Raw genomic sequence first — 19,997 nt, forward strand, 5'->3', positions numbered from 1 at the left:
ATCTTTTAGCGGACTGTTGTTCCTCTCTTCCCCCGTTCGGTGCGGTTGCTGCGACTGTCCCGGGGCGCGCGCGGGTCTGTCCCCCCCCCCCCACCCCCGTTTTAGCTGGTCAGCAGCTTTACCAGCGGTACCACCGACCGCGACGGCCACCACTTGCGGCGGGCCGGACGAAGAACCCCAGGAGCCACAGCACCAGGACGGTCACGGCTACCCACCAGAGGGCCTTGATGGCGAATCCGGCACCGAAGAGAACCAGAGCGAGCAGAAGAACCAGAATCAGGGGAACCATGGTTATCAACCTCCGGAAATTCAGGTTCCCGGCATCGCTTTCTCTACACGCCGATGGGATATACGGATCGTCCGGGGTGGTAGGAAGGCGCGAGCGGGGCGACGGGACGGAGAGAAGACAGTGTCCGACGAGGTACGGGGATGGCTCTCCCCGAAAGCGGTGGCGGCCGAGGCCGGGGTGAGCGAGGAGTTCGACCTCTCCCAGTGCGTACGGGAGCCGATCCACCTGCTCGGCGGAGTCCAGTCGTACGGGGCCCTGGTCGCGGCCCGGCTGCACGACGCCGTGGTGGACACGGTGAGCCGGAACGTGGCCGACGTGCTGGGACGTGCGGCCGAGGAGCTGGTGGGTCGGCCGGTCACGGAGCTGATCGGCGAGGAGCAGTGGGCGCTGGCGCGGGAGAGCACGGAGGCGGCGGGCCCCTCGGAGGACGGGCCCTCGTCGTCGGCCTCTTCTTCGTCGTCGGCCTCTCCCTCGGCTTCTTCGTCGGCCTTTTCGTCGGACGGGCCCGCCGCCTCCGGGGTGCTGGCCCTCTCGCTGGAGCGGGACGGGCGGGTGCGGCACTTCGACGTGACCGTCCACCGGGTCGCGGAGCTGCTGGTGCTGGAGTTCGAACCGCGGGCGGCGGACGGGCCGTTCGTCTTCCAGAACTTCTTCCCCCGGGTCCGCCGCGCCCTGCACCGGCTCCAGGGCGCCTCCGACGTCACCGAGTGCTGTGCGGCCGCCGTCCGCGAGGTCCAGGCGCTCACCGGCTACGACCGGGTGGTGGCGTACCGGTTCGACGGAGCCGAGGGCCCCGGCCAGGTCGTCGCGGAGGTGCGCGGTGAGGGGCGGGAGCCGTGGCTCGGGCTGTGGTTCCCGGCCAGTGACATTCCGCCGCAGGCCCGCCGCCTCTACGCCCGCAACTGGATCCGGGTCATCGGGGACGTGGACGACGCGACGGTGGGGCTGCTGCCGGAGCTGCGGGAGGGGACCGGTGAGCCGCTGGACCTGTCGGGCTCGATCCTGCGTACCGTCTCCGGCTACCACCTGGAGTACCTGCGCAACATCGGTGTGGCCTCGTCCATGTCGGTCTCGCTCCTGCGCGACGGCGAGCTGTGGGGGCTGATCGCCTGCCACGGCGACGAGCCGCGGCAGCTGACCCCCGAAGTGCGGGCGGCCTGCGAGTTCTTCGGGATCGCGCTGTCGCTCCAGCTGACGGCCGTCGCCGAGCGCGAGCAGGCCGACGAGCTGTCCGGGTACCGCAGGGCGCTCGCCACACTGCTGGCCCGGCTCACCGCCCAGGCGCCGGACGCGCTGATGAGCCCGGACGTCGGACTGGCCGAACTCCTGGACGCGGACGGGGCGGTGCTCCTGAGAGGTGAGGAGGTGTCGGCGACGGGGAGTCCGCTCCCGGCGGCGCTGCCCGGCCTGCTGGAGCGGCTGGCGGGCCCGAGTCCGGTGGGCGAGGTGTGGAGCAGCGACCGGGTGCCGGAGGTGCTGGGGCTCGACCCGGCGGACGCCGAAGCGCAGGGGGTGCCCGCGGGCCTCCTCTTCCTCCCCTTCGACCGGGACGGCGACCTGCTGGCGTGGTGGCGCCGAGAGCAGCCCGCGCCCCGCCAGTGGGCGGCCGATCCGGCGCGCCCGGTGCGTACGGGGCCGGGCGGTGAGCGGCTGACCCCGCGCGGTTCCGCCGCCGTCCACCGGGCCACCGTACGCGGGCGGAGCACGCCGTGGACCCCCGCGCAGCGGGCCGTCGCCGGGGAGCTGTGGCGGGAGGTGGCGGGCCTGCTGAACCGGCACATGGCCGAGCTGGAGGCGCGGAACACGGAGCTCGCCCGGACCAACGAGGACCTGGACTCCTTCGCGCACGCGGCGGCCCACGACCTGAAGGAACCGTTGCGGGGGATCTCGAACGCCGCCGCCTTCATCGTCGAGGACGCCGGTGCCGTACTGGACGCCACCTCGCTGCGCCGCCTGACCACCGTGCGCCGGCTCGCGGAGCGCATGGACGGGCTGCTCGACTCCCTGCTGCACTTCTCCCGCCTGGGCCAAGTGGGCCTGGAGCGCGAGCTGTTGTCGCTGGACGAGGTGGTGGACGACGCGCTGCTCGTCGCCGGTGACCGGCTGGCGGAGCAGGGCGTCACGGTGGTGCGCCCGGCCCCGCTGCCCTCCTTGCGCGCGGACCGGGAGCGGCTGCGCGAGGTGCTGGAGAACCTGTTCGTCAACGCGGCCAAGTACGTGGCGGACGAGGGTGCGGCGGGGGAGCGGCGGGTGTGGGTGGAGGCGGTGCCGGTGGCCGGGCCGGACGGGGACGCGGTGACCGCCCTCGTCGTACGGGACAACGGCATCGGGATCCCCGTCGAGCAACAGGAGGACGTGCTCCAGCTGTTCCGGCGGCTGCACCGGCGCGACGAGCGCGGCGGCGGCTCGGGCGTCGGCCTCGCCGTGGTGAAGCGGATCGTGGAGCGCCACGGGGGGCGGCTGTGGCTGGAGAGCCCGGCACCCGCGCCGGGCGGCGGACCCGGGACGGCGGTGTGGTTCACGCTGGGCGGCTGACCGGGACGGGGCGGGACGGGACGGGGCGATGGGGCCGGTGGGTCGACGGGTCCGGTGGGCGGGCGGGCTACCAGGAAGCCGGCCGGTCGGTAGCCGGCTACCCGGAGCCGGCTATCCCGCAGCCGGCTACCCGGAGCCGGCCGGTCGGTCCTCGGACGTCTGGGCCATCCAGAAGTCGACCGCGCCCCGCAGGACCGTCTGGAACAGCTCGAAGTTGACGGGTTTGTAGATGTAGCTGTCCGCGCCCGCCGCGTAGCAGGCGTCCTCCTCCGTCGAGGAGGTCGACGAGGTGAAGACCACCACGGTCAGGGACGCGCACGCGGAGTGCGCGCGCAGCTCGGACAGGAGCGTCAGGCCGTTCGTGCCCGGCATGTTGAGGTCCAGCAGCACCAGGTCCGGCGTGGGGGCGGCGGGATCGAGCAGGCGGGGCACCACGGCGTCGCTGCGCGGGGCGAACTCCACGTGCAGGGAGGGGTGGGAGCGGGACAGGGCGCGCTGGATGGCCTCGGTGTCCTCCTCCGAGTCCTCCACGACGAGGATCAGTCCGTCACTGTTCATCGGGGCCCTGTCTGTTCGCCGGTTCGGGTACGGGGCGCGGCCGAGCCGGTCGCCGGTTCGGTCAAGGGACGCGGTCCTGCCGGTCGCCGTCTTCGGGTGACGGTCGCCGCCCCGGCGGTCTGGGTGTTCGTCACAGGGCCGCCCGTTCGAGGCGGTGGTCGTGGGGGAGCGGGCCCGCGCCGGGCGGAAGGCCGGTCCAGCGGGCCACGAGCAGGGCGATGTCGTCCTGCCCGGAGTCGCGGAACTCGCCTGCCTGCTGGGCCAGGCTCTCCGCGATGCGGGCGGCGCCGGAGCCGCGCAGGGCGGCGAGCCGGCCGGGCAGGACGCTCTCGAAGAACGCGCCGCCCGCCTCCCGCGACTCGGTGAGCCCGTCGGTGAACAGCACCAGGGTGTCGCCCTGGGCGATGCGTTCCTCGTGGCTCTCGTACGAGACGTCGTCCAGGACGCCGAGGAGGAGTCCGCCGCAGAGCACTTCGGAGACCGTGCCGTCGGCGCGGAGCACCAGGGGCGGGGGGTGTCCCGCGCTGCACGTGCTCAGCAGCGCCGTGCCGTCGGCCTGGGGCGTCAGCGTCGCGACGACCGCGGTGAGGAAGCGGCTCGCCCGCTCCTGGCGCAGGGCCCGGTTGAGGCGGCTGAGGGCGGTGCCCGCGTCGGTGCCCTCCTCCAGCAGGGTGCGCAGGGTGTGGCGGGCCAGGCCGGTGAGGGCCGCTGCCTCCGCGCCGCGTCCGCAGACGTCCCCGATCAGCAGGGCGATGGAGCCGTCGGGCCGGGGCACGGCGTCGTAGAAGTCGCCGCCCACGTCCAGCATGGGGTCGCCGACCGCGTAGCTCGCGGACAGGTCCCACTGGGCGGTCTCCGGGAGCTGCGAGGGCAGCAGGTGCTCCTGGAGGGAGAGGACGGCGTTGCGGCGGAGCTCGTAGAGCAGGGCGTTGTCGATGGCGAGCGCGGCCCGGGTGGCGAGGCTGCGGAGGAAGGCGCTGTTCGGCAGCCGGGCCTCCGGCCGCTGGTAGACGAAGGTGATGCTGCCGACCACCCGGCCCCGGGCGCGGAGCGTGCTGATGCTGACGACGGTGGGGTGGTGGCCCTCCCCGGCGGGGGCGGGTACGAGGCCGGGGCCGGGGTCGGCGAAGGGCGAGCCGTCGAGTGCGGTGCCGCTCAGGAACACCGTGTCCTCGTCCTCGCCCCGCCGCGCGAGCAGGGCCGCCAGCCACGGGTCGTCGCGGCCGGCCGCCTCCAGGGCGCGCTGCTGCTGGACGGCGACGTGCGTGGCCGCGACGAACTCCGGGCCCTCGCTGCGCAGCAGGTGTACGAGAGCGCCGTCGGCGACGGCCGGAACGGCGATCCGGGCCACCCGCCGCAGGGTGTCCTCCACGTCCAGCGACGAGTCCATCTGGAGCGAGGCCTCGGCGAGCAGCGCGTCGTCCGCGCCCCGGCGGGCCTCACGGCCGCGCTGGAGGATGCCGGTGTGGCAGGCGGCGATGACGTCGACGGCCTGCGTCAGGCGGCCCTCGACGGCCGCCAGGTCCGCCGAGGGGTCGACGGCGACCCCGAGCGTGGCCCAGCCCCGGTGGTCCAGCCGGAAGGTGCAGGCCACGACGGAGGCCCCCGGCGTCCGCCGCAGGAACTCCGCCTCCGGCCACACCGCGTCGTCGAGGGCGGCCACGGAGGACCGGGTCACCACGGGTTCGCCGCCCGGTTCCCGTACGGCCGCTTCCGGCATGGACCGCGTGGTCGCGACGATCACCGGGGCGTCGCTCGCGGTGCTCAGGGCGCGCATGTACCGCAGCACCTGCTTCTCGTCCCACCGCGTGCCCACCACCAGGTGGACCCCCGGGGTGGCGAGGAGCGGCGCGTAGACGTCGTCCGCCAGCGCCGCGACCTCCTCGGCCTGCGAAGCGGCCTGCCAGAGCCGGTGCAGCGCACCGGACCAGGTGTCGTCGTCCATGTCCCCGCCCTCCGGTTCCGTCTCGTCTCCCGAACGCGGCCCTGTCTTCCGTGCGCGGCCTTGTCTTCCGTGACTGCGGTGGCTGCCGTGGCTGCTGCTGTCTCGTCCGTCTCGTCCGTCTCGTCCGTCCTCGGCCAGTATGACCGGCGGGCCGGAGTTCATGCCGTGGGAGGAATCACGGGGATGGGGGCCGGGGATGCGGGGAGGCGGGGCCGAAGGGCGTGCTGTCCTGTGCGCGGCCACCCGTTCGTGGGACGCTGGGAAAAGCGGCGTACAGCTGCGAAACCTCCGATCTAGCCTCTCGGCAAGGCCACGGAAGAAGGGACCCGCGATGACCGCAGCGTTCGTCGAGAACGGCCACGCACCGGGTGCGCGCGCGTGGGACTACCTGTTGCAGACCTGGCGTGAACTGGACGTGCCCGAGGGATGGCGCGCCGAGATCGACGAGGGGCAGATCGTCTTGGTACCACCGCCGCACGCACACCACAACGGCATCGCCGCGAAGGTGCAGCGCAGGCTCTACGCGACGTTGCCCGACGATCTGGAGATCTACCAGACCCTCGGCATCCACGTGGCGCCGCTCGACAAGCTGTACGTCCCCGATCTGGTGGTCATGCCGACCGAGCTGATCGCCGCGGCCGATCCGGAGACCAGCGATCCGCTCGACGCCGCCGAGGCGCTGCTCATCGTCGAGATCACGTCGAAGGGCAACGCGCGGGAGGACCGGACGAAGAAGTACCGCGCCTATGCGCGTGCGGGCGTTCCGATGTACCTGCTGATCGACCGTTTCGACACGCGCGGGGCCATGTCCACGCTCTTCACGGAGCCGAACGAGGACGGCACGTTCAAGCACGCGGACGCGGTGCCGTTCGGCAAGCCGCTGGCTCTCCCGGCGCCCTTCGACGTGTCGCTTCCGACGGGGGAGTTCCCGGGGCCCGCCGCCTCGTAGGCGCCGGCCGCTGCCTCGTAGCCGTTGGCCGCTGGCCGCTGGACGCTGCCCCGTAGGCGGCGGCCGCCGGCCACTGGGGTCAGGCGGACGGGCCCCGTCCTCGGCCGTCCTCCGCCCGGCTCTCCTCGCTCCGCTCGGCGATGTAGGCGTCCATGTTCCGGCTCAGGTCGCCGAGCAAGGCCTCGAAGCCGGCCAGTACCTCGGGCGGGTGCCCGGCCATGACGGCGTCCAGGCGGACGCCCAGGGGGCGGAAGAACTCGTCGGCGCGCTCCTGGACGTACGCGCTGCTGCGCAGCGTGATGACCCGCCGGTCGGTGTGTTCCCGGCTGCGGATGATGTGTCCCGCCTGTTCGAGGCGGTTGAGCAGGGCGGTCGTCGCGCTCGGGGAGAGCAGGATCCGCTCGCTGAGGCGGGCCGGTGACAGCGGGGCACCCCGCTCCTCCGCCGCGGCGACCTCCAGCAGCGCGGCCGCGTCCGTGGAGTGCAGGCCCAGCCAGTCGGCGAAGAGCCGGCTCAGCTCGGTGAACTGGCCGCCGTAGGCCCGCAGCCCCTCGATCAGCCGCTCCCGCTGTGCCGCCACACCGCTGGGTGCCGATCCCTTCTCGGCCACGCTGTGTGCCGATTCCTCGTCGGCCACGCTGTGTGCCGATTCCTCCACGGCCAACGCCAACGCCACCCTTCCTCCGGGATCCGGCTCCCCGTGTCTCCGTACGGGCCGACTGGTCCAGGAACGGACCGGACCGGACTGCTCCGCGCCGCGCCTGCGGTCTTTGACAACCTATCGCCCTCAGCTTACTTTCATCATGGAACTATTCCACGATGGAAGGACTTGTTGTGCGTGAACCGTCCGCCACCCGCCAGTGGCTCGGGCTGATCGCGATTGCGCTGGGGGTGGCACTGATCGTGGTGGACACCACGATCGTGAACGTGATCGTCCCCTCGGTCATCGAGGACCTGGACGCCACCTCCGCCCAGGCGCAGTGGATCCAGGAGTCGTACGCCATCGTCTTCGCGGCGCTGCTCCTGCTCACCGGGCGACTGGCCGACATCTTCGGCGCCCGCCGGATCTTCGTCGGCGGTGTCGTCGTCTTCGGGGCGACCAGCGTGCTGGCCGGGCTCGCGCCCAGCAGCGGGCTGCTCATCCTGGCCCGGTTCCTCCAGGGCGCCGGAGCGGCGATGCTGCTGCCGACCTCGCTGTCCCTGCTGAAGGCGACCTTCACCGGCAAGGCGCGCGGCCAGGCGTTCGCGGTGTGGGGTTCGACCATCGGTGCCGCAGCCGCGCTCGGCCCGCTGCTGGGCGGCTGGCTCGCCGAGCACGTCTCCTGGCGCTGGGCCTTCGGTATCAACGTGCCGCTGTCCGTGCTGGTCGGGGCCGGTGTGCTGCTGTACATGGCCCCCTCGCCCCGGACCCGGGGCCGTATCGACGTCCCTGGAGCGCTGCTGTCCGTGGCCGCCCTCGGGCTGCTCGCCTTCGGGCTGGTCGAGGGGCGTACGTACGGCTGGATCACCACCGTGCACCCGCTGGAGGTCCTCGGCCTCAGCTGGTCCGGCGGCCCCTCGCCGGTGCTGGTGGCCCTGGTCCTCTCGGCCGTCAGTCTCTTCGCGTTCGTACGGCGGCAGATCGTCCTCGGCCGCGCCGGTGACCCGGACCGGGTCCTGATGGACGTGAGCCTGTTCTCCATCGCCTCGTTCCGGAGCGGCAACATCGCCACGCTGATCATCGGCATCGGGGAGTTCGGCGTCGTCGCGATCCTGCCGCTGTGGTTGCAGTTCACCCTCGGCTACAGCGCTCTCCAGGCCGGACTGGCCCTGGTCCCCGTGGCCATCGGGTCGTTCGTCGCCAGCGGTGCCAGCTTCGGCATGGCCGCCAAGGTCGCCCCGCTCGGCCAGTTGCGCGTCGGGCTCGCGCTGGAGGTCGTCGGGCTCGCCGGGATCGGGCTGATCGCCGCCCCGGACAGCTCCTGGTGGTCCGTCTCGCTGGTGCTCTTCCTGTACGGGATCGGCGTCGGCTTCGCGACCGCCCAGGTCACCAACGTCGTCCTCAACGATGTGCCCGAAGCCAGCTCCGGCCAGGCGTCCGGGGTCCAGAGCGCCTTCCGCCAGCTCGGCTCCGCCCTCGGTATCGCCGCCCTGACCACGGTGTTCTTCACCACGCTCAGCACCCGGCTGAACGACCGGCTCACCAGCGGCGGCCTGCCCGCGGGCGAGGCGGGCCGGCTCACCGGGGCCGTCACCGACAGCGCGGGAGCCGCGATCGGTCCGCTGGCCGCGAACCCGCAGACGGTCTCCGTCGCGGACGCGGCGCGCGCGGCGATGACGGACGGGGTCGTCCTCGGCGGTTACGTCGCCGCGGGGTTCGTCCTGCTGGGACTTGTCGCGTCCCTCCTCATCCCTTCCACCCCGGTGGAGGCCGCGCCCGCGCCCGGCCCCTCGCCGGACGCGGAACCCGCGCTGCACTGAAGGTCCCCGCGAGCCCCGGGCACACCCCGTCCCGTCCCGTACCGGATCGCCGTCGTCCTGACGGGGCGGGCGTGGGTGGTCAGACCCCGGCCGGGGCCTTCGCCGGGGCGTCGGGGTCCGTACCGCCGGGACCGCCGGGGCCACCGGAGCCGCTGGGGCCGCCGGGGCCGCCGGAGCTGCCGGGGCCGCCGGAGCTGCCGGTGTCTCCGGGACCACCGGTGTCTCCGGTACCACCAGTGTCTCCGGTACCGCCGGGGCCGTCCGCCGCTCCCGTGTCCGGCGCGGGGTGGGTGCCGCCCGTGGCGGCGACCGTGGAGGGGGCCGGGTCCTGGGAGACGTTGAACTCGGTCAGCAGGTCCCTGCTGAAGCCGAAGAAGTACGTCGCGACGAAGCCGGCCACGTACCCGACGAGCAGGCCGCCCGCGTAGATCGCGATCGTCGAGCCCAGGCCGTGGTTGCCGTCCAGGAGCGGGAACAGGGCCCAGCCGGACGGGCCGATGGCGGTCGAGCCGACCGTGTCGCCGAGCTGGTGGAACAGGCCGACGACGCCGCCGCCGAACGCGCCGCCCACGCACGCCGTGATGAACGGGCGGCCCAGCGGGAGCGAGACGCCGTAGATCAGGGGTTCGCCGACGCCCAGCAGGCCCGCCGGGAGCGCGGACCTGATCGTGCGGCGGATCGAGCCGTTACGGGGGAGGCGGAGGTAGACGGCGACCGCCGCGCCCACCTGGCCGGCGCCCGCCATCGCCAGGATGGGGAGCAGGACCGTGTAGCCCTGCTGCTCGATGAGCGTGGTGTGGATCGGGATCAGCGCCTGGTGCAGGCCCAGCATCACCAGGGGCAGGAACAGGCCGCCGAGCACGAAGCCCGCGCCCGCCCCGCCGTTGGAGAGCAGCCAGTCCGCGAACGTACCGATCGCGGACGACACCTCGCCCGCCACGTACATCAGGCCGAAGATGGTCACCAGGCCCGAGATCAGCACCGTCAGCGTCGGGGTGACCAGGACGTCCAGCGCCTCCGGCACCCAGCGGCGGCACCACTTCTCCACGTGCACGGCGAGGACCGCCGCCCCCAGCGCGCCGAGCACACCGCCCTGGCCGGGCGCGAGGGTCTGGCCGAAGGCGTCGATGTCCGCGACGCCCGGGAAGACGATGATCGCCGCCACCGCACCGCCCAGGATCGGCGTACCGCCGAACTCCTTCGCCGTGTTGTAGCCCACGAACACCGCGATCAGCGCCATGAAACCGGATGCCATCGCCGCCAGCGCGGGCGTCACGGCGGGCAGCCACCCCAGGTTGACCAGCAGTCCGTTGAGGCCCGCGATGATGCCGCAGCCGATGAGGGCCGGGATCAGCGGTACGAAGATGTTGGCGATCCGGCGCAGGAACAGCTTGAAGGGGGTGGCGTTCCTCGCCTTCTGCTCTGCCTTGATCGCCGCGCCCTGCGCCGCCAGCTCCTCGGCGGAGACGGGCGCCCCACCGGGCTCGGGCGCCGGCGCGGCCTCGCGGCCCTCCTCCACCAGCTGCTCGAACTCCGGGGTGACCCGGGCGACCGTGCCCGGACCCAGCACGATCTGGTACGTGTCGTCCTCGACCACGCCCATCACGGCGGGCAGGGCCTTCAGCGCCTCGTCGTCGACGAGGGAGCGGTCGTGCAGACCGAGGCGGAGCCGGGTCATGCAGTGGGCGATGGAGCGGACGTTCGCGGCGCCACCGACGAGCGGAAGGATCGCGGCGGCGGTGGCGCGGTTCTTGTCTTCTGTGGCCATGGTGCTCGGTGCCTTGCTGTGCGGGGGGTGTGGTGCCTGTGGTGCCTGTGGTGCTCAGGGGCGCCCGTGGTGTCCGGTGGTGTCCGGGGCGCCCCGGACGGTGGGTCAGGTCGGGCGTACGGCCGTGAGGGCGGCGCGGAGGTGGCCGGACGACTCGGTCAGGAGCCGGGCGGCTGTCGGGGCGTCGACCTGGCCGAGGACGACCAGGATCGCGTTCTTGACCTCGCCGTCGGTGGCGGCGAGCGCGGCCTCGATCTCGGCGTCGGACGCGCCGGTGGCGAGGGAGACGATGTGCCGGGAGCGAGCCCGCAGCTTCTCGTTGGAGGCGCGGACGTCGACCATGAGGTTCCCGTACGTCTTGCCGAGCCGGATCATCGTGACCGTCGAGATCATGTTGAGGACGAGCTTCTGCGCCGTGCCCGCCTTCAGCCGGGTCGAGCCGGTGAGCAGCTCGGGGCCGGTGACGATCTCCAGGCCGTGTTCGGCGGCGGCGGCGAGCGCCGAGTCCGCGTTGCAGGAGAGCCCGATGGTCAGGGCCCCCTGCGCGCGGGCGTGCTCGACCGCGCCGATCGCGTACGGCGTGCGGCCGGAGGCGGAGATCCCGACCACCGTGTCGTCGGCGCCCAGCTTCAGCGCGTCCAGGTCGGCGGCGGCCAGCTCCTTGCTGTCCTCGGCCCCCTCGACGGCCTTCACCATGGCGGACGGGCCGCCCGCGATCAGGCCGACGACCTCGGAGGGGTCGGTGTTGAAGGTGGGCGGGCATTCACTGGCGTCCAGCACCCCGAGGCGGCCCGCGGTGCCGGCGCCCGCGTAGATCAGCCGGCCGCCACGGGCCATGCGCTCGGCGGCGGCGTCGATGGCGGCGGCGATCTGCGGCAGCCGCTCGGCGACGGCGGTGGGGACGGTGGCGTCCTCGCCGTTCATGATCCGCGCCAGCTCCGGCGTGGGCAGCCGGTCGATCTCGGCGAACTCGGGGCGGAACTCCTCGGTGGTGAGCGTGGCCAGTTGGGCGCGGAGTTCGCCGTAGCCCTCGGGGGAGGCGGGGGTGGTGGTGCCGGGGGCGTCGGTGTTCGCGTCGGTGGTGGAGGTCATGGAGGGCGGCTCTGCTTTCTCGTTCTCGTACGGGTGGTGCGGGCGGTGCGGCGGTGCGTGGCCCGATCCGGGGCGGGGGACGGGCGGCGGGCGGCTGGTGCGGGGCGCCGGGTCGGATCCGCGCAGGTCAGGTCAGCGGGTGCTGCGGGGGGTGCGGCGGTGGGCCAGCGCCTCGTAGGAGGCGGCGAGGGCGGGCGCGGCCGTCTCGTACGTCCGCTGGGCCACGCCTATGAACAGGCAGTCCACGACGAGCAGTTGGCTCGTGCGGCTCGACATGGCGGCGGGGCGCAGCTCGCTCTCGCGCGCGGTGGACGTGGTGAGCACGTGGTCCGCGTACTGCGATACGGGCCCGTCGGGCCGCCCGGTGATCGCGACCGTCGTCGCCCCCCGGTCGAACGCCACCCGCAGCGGCTCGATGACGTCACCCGTCGAGCCGGAGTGCGTGATCGCTATCGCCACATCGCCGGCGCGCAGCTGCACGGCGTTGGTCACCGCCAGGTGCGGATCCGTGTGCGCGTGGGCTATGAGGCCGATCCGGAGCAGCTTCTGCGCCAGGTCCTGGCCGACCAGGGAGGAGGCCCCCACCCCGTAGATGTCGATGCGGCGGGCGGTCGACGCGGCGGCCACGGCCGCGCCCAGCTGTACGGTGTCCAGCCCGGCGGCCGTGTCCGCGAGGGTCTGCTGCTCGTCGAAGGCGAGCTTGGCGACCACCTCGGCGATCGGGTCGTCCACCGCGATGTCCGCCGTGACGGCGGGCGACCGGCCCGACTCCTGGTGCGCGGCGAGCCCGGCCAGCGCGAGGCGCAGGTCCCGGTAGCCGGGGTAGCCGAGGAGGCGGGCGGTGCGGACGACGGTCGCCTCACTGGTGCCGGTGAGTTCGGCGAGACCGGTGACGGTGAGGGCGGCACATCCGGCCGGGTCGCCCGCGACGGCTTCGGCGACCAGCTGCATGGAGCGCGTCATGGAGGGCGCGAGCGTCCGCACCTTCGCGGCGAGGGCCGCGGGGGCCGGTGGCGAGTCGCCCCTGAAAATTTCCTTCACGTCTTGGGTCACATCTGAAAGGTATTTTCAGCACCGGGGTCCGTCAACCCCTCCGTGGTCCCTGCCTCCGGCAGCACCTCGTACGCGCGGGCGCACAGCGCTTCTCGCGCGGGCGCACAATGGGGGCATGGAGCTGAACCCCCTGGAGCAGGCGCTGCACACCGCCCGCGCGCTGGTCATGGCCGATCTCGTCGCGGGTGACGTCGCCGAGGCCGACGTCGTCTCGCTCGTCGAGGACGCCGTGACGCACCGCCGGTGGTGGGTCGAGCAGTGGCCCGAGGGAGCGGAGTTCGTCGCCGGGCTGATCGCCCAGGACGTGCAGGACGCCCTGCTGGAGAAGTACGGGCGGTGGCCGCTCTGCCCCGCCTGCACCGAGGACGAGCCGCACGCGCTGGACGTCGAGCCGGAGCTGGGGCCCGACCCGCACTGGGTGTGCGTCAAGGCGGCCGTGGCCGTCGCGCCGGTGGGGGCGCTGGGCGAGGTACCGCGGCGGTGACCCTCTACATCGACCCGCCCACCTGGCCCGGACACGGGCGCCTCTGGTCGCACCTGGTCAGCGACGTGTCGTTCGAGGAGCTGCACACCTTCGCCGCCGCGATCGGCTGCCCGCCGCGCGCCTTCGAGCGCGACCACTACGACGTACCGGAGGCGCATTACGCGGACGCCGTACGCGCGGGCGCGCGGGAGATCGGTTCGAAGGAGCTGGTGCGCCGGCTCACCGCCGCCGGGCTCCGGCGGCCCAAGGGGCGGGCGGCGCCGGGGAAAGCCTGATCAGGGTTGGGACCCTGATCAGGGCTGGGACCGGGGCGAGGAGTAGGACTAGGGCTGGGTGGGGGCGGGGCCCCGCGCTCCCCCCGCTGCGCAGCCAGCCGTCTCGACCCGCGCTGTACGTTCCGGACGCGCCGACTCCGTACGTTCGGGGCGCGCCGACTCTGTATGTTCGGGGCGCGTCGGCTCCGTACGTTCCGCACGCACCGACCCCGTACGTTCCGCACCCACCGACCCCGTACGTTCCGTGCCTGCCGTCCGACCTTCCCCGGCCCCGCTCCGCGCGATCAGCCGCGAACGCGTGACGCCGCCCCCGCCCCGCTGGAGTCGCAGCGACACCGCCACGGCCGCCAGGGCCAGGACCGTCATCCCCGCGCCCGCCCACGCCGTCGCCGCGAAGCCGAAGTCCGCGTCGATCACCGTGCCGCCCAGCCACGGGCCGGTCGTGTTGCCCAGGTTGAACGCGGCCGTCGTCGTGGCGCCGGCCAGCGTCGGGGCCGCCCCGGCCACGTTGAACATCCGGGCGTTGAGCGCGGGGGCCGTGAAGAACGCCGACAGGCCCAGCAGGAACGCCAGCGCGACGACCGCGACCTGGCTGGAGGCGAACAGGGCCAGCGCCGCCAGGAACACCGTGGACGCCGTGATGCCGCTGAGCAGCACCCCGAAGAGGTGCGCGTCCGCGACCCGGCCGCCGATCACCGTACCGATCAGCGCGCCGATCCCGAACAGGCCGAGGATCCACGGCACCCAGCCCGAGTCCAGGCCCGCCACGTCCGTCAGCAGCGGGGCCAGGTAGCTGAACGCGCAGAACACCCCGCCCGCCGCGAGGGCGGTGATCACGATCGCCAGCCAGACCTGCCGGTCCCGGTAGATCGCCAGCTCCTGCCTGAGCTCCGGCTTCCTCTCCGGCAGCGGGATGTACGGGATGCGGGTGACGACCCCGACCAGCGCCACCGCCGACGCCACGCCCACCGCCCAGAACGCCGACCGCCAGCCGAGGTGCTCGCCGAGGAAGGCCCCCATCGGCACGCCCAGCACGTTGGCGATCGACAGCCCGCCGATCATCACGGCCATCGCCCGCGCCCGCTGGTTCACCGGGACCATCGCGATGGCCACCGCCGCCCCGACCGCCCAGAAGCCCGCGCAGGCGAGCGCGCTCACCACACGGGAGGCGAAGAGCACCTCGTACGTCGGCGCCAGCGCACCCGCGACCTGGCCGAGGCCGAAGACCGAGATCAGCGCGATCAGGGTCGTGCGGCGCGGCAGCCGCAGCGTGGCCACGGCGAGCAGCGGGGCGCCGACCACCATGCCGATCGCGAAGGCGGATATGAGGAGCCCGGCCTGCGGGATCGAGACGTTCATGTCGTCGGCGATCGGCGGCAGCAGGCCCGACAGCATGAACTCACTGGTGCCGAGAGCGAAGACCGAGAGGCCGAGGATGTATACGGCCGGCGGCATGGACGTGCGGCGGCGTGAGGTGGAGTCGGGCATGACAGCTCGCAACACCGGAGAGCACCTCCGCATTCCCGGCGCCGCGAGCCGACGGGTCCGCATTCCCGGCGCCGCGAGCCGACGGGCCTGTTCGGCGGGGTGGGTGCGCCCGCTATGCGGGCAGGGCGTGCAGCTTCTTGCCGTGCAGGGCGAAGACGTGCTTGCCGTCGGTGGCCACCAGCCACGCGTGGTAGTCGCCGGACTTGTCGTTGAAGGTCCAGCGCAGGGCGCCGGTCTTCGCGTCGAGGGCGTGGATGCCGCCCTGCTCGTCGAGGTCGGTGGCTCCGTAGAGGGTGGCGCCCACCCGGACGAAGTGCCGGGGAACCTGCGCGCCCGCGTCCTTGAGGGCCGTGGACTGCCAGACCTTCTTGCCGGTCTGCGGCTCGAGGGCCCGGAGCGTGCGGCCGCTGTCCGCGATGTAGAGCACGTCGTCCAGGACGGTCGGCTCCCTGAAGGTGGTGAACTGCTCGGCCTGTACGGACCACTTTTCGGAGCCGTCCGAGAGGGCGAAGGCCTGGAGCCGCTGCCCCTGCGGGACGATCACCAGGTCCTGGTGGACGGCGAAGGGGCCGTAGCTGGTCTTCGTCGTCTTCTGCGTCCACACCTGCCGGCCGGTGGCCGTGTCGCGCACCGTGAGGTTCTTCTTGAAGTCGGTGTAGACGAGGTAGCGGCCCTGTACGACGGCGTGGACGCCGTTCTGCTCGGTGCCTAGGTCGCGCTGTTCCTTCCAGGCGAGCTTGCCCGTGGTGCTGTTCAGCGCGGCGATCACGTTGGTGTGGGACGAGTTGTCGGCCTCCAGGATCTCGGCGATGACGTACACCTGCTGTCCGTCCACGGCGATCGGCCTCGGCTGCCGGTACTCCTTGCCCAGGTGGCTGCGCCAGATCTCCTTGCCGGTACCGGGGGCGTACCCGACGACGCTGCCGTCGTACTTGCCGCTGGCCAGGTACAGGATGCCGTCGCCGAGCAGCAGCGGCGCACCGGGGACCGCGCCGCCCGGCAGCGACCACCGCTTCGCGCCGGTCGCCCCGTCGAGGGCGGCCAGCGGGTCACCGCTCGCGATCACCACGCCGTCCACAGCGACGAGTTCGTCGTTGTCCCCGTAGGTCTGGGCCGAGGTCGACTCCGTCCACAGGGGCGCGGGGGCCTGGCCGTCCTCGGGTGCCTGGCCGCCCTCCGGCGCCTTGCCGTCCTCGGGGGAAGCGCTGGGCGGCGGTGGCGTGCTGCCCGCGCCGCCGGTCGCGAGCTCGTCCTCGCACCCGGTCAGCCCGGCCCCGAGCGCCGCCATCGTGAGCCCGGCCCCGGCCAGTCGGAGTATTCGCCGCCGTGAAGATCTGCCGACCGTCGTGCCGTATCCCGTGGATGTCTTGGACATGGTGTCGCCCCCCATGGAGTCGTCAGAGTGTGTGCAACTGCGATGCCAGACGTTAGCTGGCGTCAGGTGTCACCGGCCGGGGCAGGGCGCGACCGGGACGACACCGTGAAGGAACCGGAACATTTGCCGGTCGCCCGTCATGAAGAGCCGGACTCCAGCAGCTCCAGCTCCGTCGCCAGATTGTGCCGGGCCCGCTCCTCCCACGCGGCGGCCCCGTGCGGCGTACGGAACAGCCTCGGCAGCGCGAGGAGTTGCCGCAGCACCGCCGCCCGCCCCGCCCGGAACGCCTCGTCGGGGACGAAGCCGTACTCCTCCCGCACCCGCGCCGCGTAGTCCGCGTACTCCTGCGGGCCGCTCGCCAGGACCGCCAGGTCCGCGTCGCACAGCACCTCGCCGTTGCGGTCCCCGTCGGCCGGGTCGTGCGTCACGGTGAGCCGGACCAGCCGCGCGACCTCCGCCGTCACCGCCTCCGGCACCCCCGCCTCGGGCAGCGCCCGCTCGGCGAGGGCGGCGCTGCGCTCCTCGTTCTCCGTGCGGTCGGGGCGGTACACCGCGTCGTGGAACCAGGCGGCCAGGCGCACCGCGTGCACATCGGCGGCGTACCCGGCGAGCGTGTCGACGTGGTCCAGGACCGCCGTCAGGTGGGCGGTGGTGTGGTAGCGCCGCTGCGGTTCGGCCCAGCGGGCCAGGAGGTTCTCGGCGTACGGCAGCGGGTCCGGGCCGGAGTCGGGGGTGGGGCCGGGGTTGGAGTCGGAGCCGGGGCCGAGGTCGGAGTCGGGGTTGGAGCCGGGGCCGAGGTCGGGGCCGGAGCCGGGGGCGGCCGTCCCGGAGCGTGCGGCGATGAGCGTGTCCCGCCAGCGGTCGGGCAGGGCGCGGGCGTCGCGGGGGCGGGGGCTGTCCGTCATGGGGACGACCTTAGAGGCCGGCTACGGGAAACCCCCGGCGGCCCGGTCCGGCCCTTGTCGCACCGGAGCGCAGTCAATAGCGTGCGCCTGTGAAGATGGACCTGAACGCGGACCTGGGCGAGGGCTTCGGCCGCTGGACCCTGACCGACGACGAAGCGCTCCTGGCCTGTGTCACCAGCGCCAACGTGGCGTGCGGCTTCCACGCGGGCGACGCCTCCGTCATGCGGCGGGTCTGCGACGCGGCCGCGGTGAACGGGGTACGGATCGGGGCCCAGGTCTCCTACCGGGACCTGGCCGGTTTCGGGCGCCGCTCGATGGACGTGCCGCCCGACGAACTGGCCGCCGAGATCGCCTACCAGATAGGCGCCCTGCGGGTGTTCGCCGAAGCGGCCGGCTCCACCGTCTCGTACGTCAAACCGCACGGCGCCCTCTACAACCGGACCGTCCACGACGAGCAGCAGGCCGCCGCCGTCGTCGCGGGCGTCCGGCTCGCGGGCGGCGGCCTCACCGTCCTCGGGCTGCCCGGCTCCCACCTGCTCGCCCACGCCTCCGCCGCCGGGCTGCCCGCCGTGGAGGAGGCCTTCGCCGACCGGGCCTACACCGCGCGGGGCACCCTGGTCCCGCGCGGCGAACCGGGTGCGGTGGTGCACGACGCCGACGACGTCGTACGCCGCAGCGTCGGCCTGGCGCTCGACCGGGCGGTCACCGGCGCGGACGGCGGCCGGGTCCCCGTGGAGGCGCGCTCCCTCTGCGTCCACGGCGACACCCCGGGCGCCGCCGCCCTCGCCCGCCGGGTGCGGGCGGCGCTGGAGGGGGCGGGCGTGCGGGTGGAGGCGTTCACGTGACCCGTGAGGACGTGCCGGAGGCGCACGGGATGCGGGTGCTGCCCGCCGGGCCGCACGCCCTCCTCGTCGAACTCGCCGACGGCGAACGCGCCGAGGCCTTCCACGCGGAGCTGCTCCGCCGCCGCGAGCGGGGCGCACTCCCCGGCGTGCGCGAGATCGTGCCGGGCGCCCGGACCGTGCTGCTCGACGGCATCGAGGACCGTGGAGGCATGGACGGCCGCATGCCCGGCACCCGGGACCGGGCCGTCCGTCCGGCGGCCCGGTCCCGGCCCGCCCGTCCCATGGCCCGGGACCGGCTCGCCCGTGACCTGCTCTCCTGGGCTGTGCCGCCCCTCCACCGCGAGGAACGCGACGCGGTCGAGATCCCCGTCGTGTACGACGGCCCCGACCTGGCGGAGGTCGCCGCGCTCTGGGGCGTCGGCGCCGACGAGGTGCCCGCACTCCACTCCCGTACCGCGTTCCGGGTCGCCTTCTGCGGGTTCGCGCCCGGGTTCGGCTACCTCACCGGGCTGCCCGAGCACCTCCACGTGCCCCGGCGCACGACCCCCCGTACGAAGGTTCCGGCCGGGGCGCTGGCCCTCGCCGGGCCGTACACCGGGGTCTACCCGCGCCCTTCGCCCGGCGGCTGGCAGCTCATCGGGCGGATGGTGGACCCGGCGGCCCTGTGGGACCCGGCCAGGGAACCGGCGGCGCTGCTGGGGCCGGGGACACGGGTGCGGTTCGTGGCTTCGACGCCTGGGGGTGTGGCCGGGGCGGGGGACGGGGCCGGGGTCGTGCCTGGGGCCGGGGTCGTGTCCGGGGTTGTGCCTGTGCCCGGGGTCGTGCCTGGGGCCGGGGTCGTGTCCGGGGCTGTGCCTGTGCCCGGGGCCGCGTCCGGGGTCGTGTCCGTGCCCGGTTCCGGGGTCGTGTCCGTAGCGGAACCCGCCTCCGCCCCCGTGCCCGTACCCGTCCCCCCACCCATACCCCCGCCCGCACCCGCCCCCGTACCCAAGTCCCGTACGGAGACTCGCTGATGGCCTCCGTACGGGCAGGGCTCCTCCACGTCGTCCGCCCCGGCGCCCTCACCACCGTCCAGGACGCCGGCCGCACCGGCTGGGCGCACCTCGGCGTCGGGCGGGCCGGGGCCCTGGACGCCCCCGCCGCCCGGCTGGCCAACCGGCTGGCGGGCAACCCGCCGGGCGCCGCCCTCCTGGAGACCACGGTCACCGGGTGCGCGGTCCGCCCGGACCGGGCCGTGGTGGCCGTCGTCGGCGGTGCGGGGTGCCGGGTGAGCGTCGACGGGCGGCCCGTGGCGTGGGGCGCGCCCGTCCGGGTCCCGGCGGGCGCGGTGCTGGACGTGGGCCCGGCGGTGAGCGGGGTGCGCGGCTACCTGGCGTTCGCGGGCGGCCTGGCGCCGGAACCGGTGCTGGGCAGCCGCTCGGCCGACCTCCTCTCGGGCCTGGGCCCGGCCCCCCTGCGCGAGGGCGACGCGCTGTCCCTGGGCGAACCGGCGGGGGAGCCACGGGGGTGCGACGGCCCCGTCCCCTGGCCCGGCGCCCCCGCCGAGCTGGTGCTGCCCCTCCACCTCGGCCCGCGCCACGCCTGGTTCACGGCCGCCGCGCTGCGTACGCTCACCACCGCCGCGTACCGGGTCTCCCCGCACAGCAACCGCATCGGCCTCCGCACCGAAGGCCCCGCCCTGGAGCGGGCCCGCGACGGCGAACTGCCCAGCGAGGGCATGGTGCTGGGGGCGGTCCAGGTGCCCCCGGACGGGCGGCCCGTCGTCTTCCTCAACGACCACCCGACGACCGGGGGATACCCGGTCGTCGGCGTCGTACCGGAAACCGCCCTCGCCGGGGCGGCGCAGGCGGTTCCAGGAACGCGGGTGCGGTTCGTACGGGCGTGAGGAGCCCGTGCCCACCGCGCGAGTGCGGTTGCGTACGGGCCGTGAGCAGCCCGTGACCACGGTCCGTACGGGCGTGAGGAGCCCGGCGGAC

16 protein-coding genes and 2 pseudogenes are annotated in these 19,997 nt (G+C 73.9%); 8 read left to right on the forward strand and 10 right to left on the reverse strand.

The window, feature by feature from the left end; translation table 11 throughout:
- Positions 1-118: 118 nt before the first annotated feature.
- Positions 119-289 (reverse strand): hydrophobic protein, encoded by a 171-nt coding sequence (locus AB0917_RS04295; protein WP_366817931.1) that lies wholly within the window; start codon positions 287-289, stop codon positions 119-121.
- Between the two features lie 120 nt (positions 290-409).
- Between AB0917_RS04295 and AB0917_RS04300 the strand changes: the two genes are divergently transcribed.
- Positions 410-2,824 (forward strand): ATP-binding protein, encoded by a 2,415-nt coding sequence (locus AB0917_RS04300; RefSeq protein ID WP_366817932.1) that lies wholly within the window; start codon positions 410-412, stop codon positions 2,822-2,824.
- A 126-nt stretch (positions 2,825-2,950) separates the two neighbouring features.
- On the opposite strand, the gene AB0917_RS04305 is transcribed toward AB0917_RS04300, so the two are convergent.
- Together AB0917_RS04305 and AB0917_RS04310 are read right to left on the reverse strand one after the other, a co-directional pair.
- Entirely contained in the window at positions 2,951-3,382 is a 432-nt protein-coding gene (locus AB0917_RS04305; RefSeq protein WP_366817933.1) for a response regulator, read from the reverse strand.
- A 130-nt stretch (positions 3,383-3,512) separates the two neighbouring features.
- Positions 3,513-5,327 (reverse strand): SpoIIE family protein phosphatase, encoded by a 1,815-nt coding sequence (locus AB0917_RS04310; protein ID WP_366817934.1) that lies wholly within the window; start codon positions 5,325-5,327, stop codon positions 3,513-3,515.
- Positions 5,328-5,658: 331 nt separating this feature from the next.
- Between AB0917_RS04310 and AB0917_RS04315 the strand changes: the two genes are divergently transcribed.
- A complete protein-coding gene (locus AB0917_RS04315; RefSeq protein WP_366817935.1) occupies positions 5,659-6,276 on the forward strand; it encodes a Uma2 family endonuclease in 618 nt (205 codons plus the stop codon).
- A 79-nt stretch (positions 6,277-6,355) separates the two neighbouring features.
- Here AB0917_RS04315 and AB0917_RS04320 read toward each other — a convergent pair whose 3' ends face one another.
- A complete protein-coding gene (locus tag AB0917_RS04320) occupies positions 6,356-6,913 on the reverse strand; it encodes a MarR family transcriptional regulator (protein WP_366817936.1) in 558 nt (185 codons plus the stop codon).
- Positions 6,914-7,095: 182 nt separating this feature from the next.
- Between AB0917_RS04320 and AB0917_RS04325 the strand changes: the two genes are divergently transcribed.
- Complete coding sequence (locus tag AB0917_RS04325) at positions 7,096-8,736, forward strand: DHA2 family efflux MFS transporter permease subunit (protein ID WP_366817937.1); 1,641 nt, start codon at positions 7,096-7,098, stop codon at positions 8,734-8,736.
- 79 nt (positions 8,737-8,815) lie between these two features.
- Here the strand turns inward: AB0917_RS04325 and AB0917_RS04330 are convergent, their stop codons facing one another.
- From AB0917_RS04330 to AB0917_RS04340, 3 genes are all read right to left on the reverse strand, one after another.
- Positions 8,816-10,504: a PTS transporter subunit EIIC gene (locus AB0917_RS04330; RefSeq protein ID WP_366817938.1), complete on the reverse strand. Its 1,689-nt coding sequence runs from the start codon at positions 10,502-10,504 to the stop codon at positions 8,816-8,818.
- Positions 10,505-10,609: 105 nt separating this feature from the next.
- Complete coding sequence (gene murQ, locus AB0917_RS04335) at positions 10,610-11,596, reverse strand: N-acetylmuramic acid 6-phosphate etherase (protein WP_366817939.1); 987 nt, start codon at positions 11,594-11,596, stop codon at positions 10,610-10,612.
- A 132-nt stretch (positions 11,597-11,728) separates the two neighbouring features.
- On the reverse strand, positions 11,729-12,649 hold the full coding sequence (locus tag AB0917_RS04340; RefSeq protein ID WP_366817940.1) for a MurR/RpiR family transcriptional regulator: 921 nt from the start codon (positions 12,647-12,649) through the stop codon (positions 11,729-11,731).
- A gap of 115 nt (positions 12,650-12,764) precedes the next feature.
- On the opposite strand from AB0917_RS04340, the gene AB0917_RS04345 reads away from it, so the two are divergent.
- Together AB0917_RS04345 and AB0917_RS04350 are read left to right on the forward strand one after the other, a co-directional pair.
- Positions 12,765-13,133, forward strand: coding sequence for a hypothetical protein (locus AB0917_RS04345; protein WP_366817941.1), 369 nt, complete (start codon positions 12,765-12,767; stop codon positions 13,131-13,133).
- Positions 13,130-13,408, forward strand: coding sequence for a DUF4031 domain-containing protein (locus tag AB0917_RS04350; RefSeq protein ID WP_366817942.1), 279 nt, complete (start codon positions 13,130-13,132; stop codon positions 13,406-13,408). The genes AB0917_RS04345 and AB0917_RS04350 overlap by 4 nt, the downstream gene beginning before the upstream one ends.
- Before the next feature lie 276 nt (positions 13,409-13,684).
- Here the strand turns inward: AB0917_RS04350 and AB0917_RS04355 are convergent.
- The 3 genes and pseudogenes from AB0917_RS04355 to AB0917_RS04365 all read right to left on the reverse strand — a co-directional run.
- Positions 13,685-14,863: pseudogene (locus AB0917_RS04355) on the reverse strand (Cmx/CmrA family chloramphenicol efflux MFS transporter); the annotation flags it as partial.
- A gap of 145 nt (positions 14,864-15,008) precedes the next feature.
- Positions 15,009-16,271, reverse strand: a complete 1,263-nt coding sequence (locus AB0917_RS04360; protein WP_366817943.1) for a PQQ-binding-like beta-propeller repeat protein — start codon at positions 16,269-16,271, stop codon at positions 15,009-15,011.
- A 137-nt stretch (positions 16,272-16,408) separates the two neighbouring features.
- Complete coding sequence (locus AB0917_RS04365) at positions 16,409-17,176, reverse strand: hypothetical protein (RefSeq protein ID WP_366817944.1); 768 nt, start codon at positions 17,174-17,176, stop codon at positions 16,409-16,411.
- 95 nt (positions 17,177-17,271) lie between these two features.
- Between AB0917_RS04365 and AB0917_RS04370 the strand changes: the two genes are divergently transcribed.
- The 3 genes and pseudogenes from AB0917_RS04370 (at position 17,272) to AB0917_RS04380 (ending at position 19,906) form a co-directional block, all read left to right on the forward strand.
- Complete coding sequence (locus AB0917_RS04370) at positions 17,272-18,021, forward strand: 5-oxoprolinase subunit PxpA (protein WP_366818019.1); 750 nt, start codon at positions 17,272-17,274, stop codon at positions 18,019-18,021.
- A 29-nt stretch (positions 18,022-18,050) separates the two neighbouring features.
- Positions 18,051-18,746, forward strand: a pseudogene (locus AB0917_RS04375) (allophanate hydrolase subunit 1); the annotation flags it as partial.
- A gap of 287 nt (positions 18,747-19,033) precedes the next feature.
- The gene (locus tag AB0917_RS04380; RefSeq protein WP_366817945.1) at positions 19,034-19,906 is read left to right on the forward strand and encodes a biotin-dependent carboxyltransferase family protein; all 873 of its coding nucleotides are present in this window, start codon (positions 19,034-19,036) and stop codon (positions 19,904-19,906) included.
- Positions 19,907-19,997 lie beyond the last annotated feature (91 nt).

The sequence above is a fragment of the Streptomyces sp. NPDC007346 genome (assembly GCF_040703535.1).
In the GTDB taxonomy this organism is placed as follows: Bacteria; Actinomycetota; Actinomycetes; order Streptomycetales; family Streptomycetaceae; genus Streptomyces.

Coding starts and splice junctions, on each gene's coding strand:
- murQ (WP_366817939.1), bottom strand. CDS start 11,596: ATGACCTCCACCACCGACGCGAACACCGACGCCCCCGGCACCACCACC.
- AB0917_RS04325 (WP_366817937.1), top strand. CDS start 7,096: ATGGAAGGACTTGTTGTGCGTGAACCGTCCGCCACCCGCCAGTGGCTC.
- AB0917_RS04315 (WP_366817935.1), top strand. CDS start 5,659: ATGACCGCAGCGTTCGTCGAGAACGGCCACGCACCGGGTGCGCGCGCG.
- AB0917_RS04305 (WP_366817933.1), bottom strand. CDS start 3,382: ATGAACAGTGACGGACTGATCCTCGTCGTGGAGGACTCGGAGGAGGAC.
- AB0917_RS04295 (WP_366817931.1), bottom strand. CDS start 289: ATGGTTCCCCTGATTCTGGTTCTTCTGCTCGCTCTGGTTCTCTTCGGT.
- AB0917_RS04370 (WP_366818019.1), top strand. CDS start 17,272: ATGGACCTGAACGCGGACCTGGGCGAGGGCTTCGGCCGCTGGACCCTG.
- AB0917_RS04380 (WP_366817945.1), top strand. CDS start 19,034: ATGGCCTCCGTACGGGCAGGGCTCCTCCACGTCGTCCGCCCCGGCGCC.
- AB0917_RS04360 (WP_366817943.1), bottom strand. CDS start 16,271: ATGTCCAAGACATCCACGGGATACGGCACGACGGTCGGCAGATCTTCA.
- AB0917_RS04365 (WP_366817944.1), bottom strand. CDS start 17,176: ATGACGGACAGCCCCCGCCCCCGCGACGCCCGCGCCCTGCCCGACCGC.
- AB0917_RS04330 (WP_366817938.1), bottom strand. CDS start 10,504: ATGGCCACAGAAGACAAGAACCGCGCCACCGCCGCCGCGATCCTTCCG.
- AB0917_RS04310 (WP_366817934.1), bottom strand. CDS start 5,327: ATGGACGACGACACCTGGTCCGGTGCGCTGCACCGGCTCTGGCAGGCC.
- AB0917_RS04345 (WP_366817941.1), top strand. CDS start 12,765: ATGGAGCTGAACCCCCTGGAGCAGGCGCTGCACACCGCCCGCGCGCTG.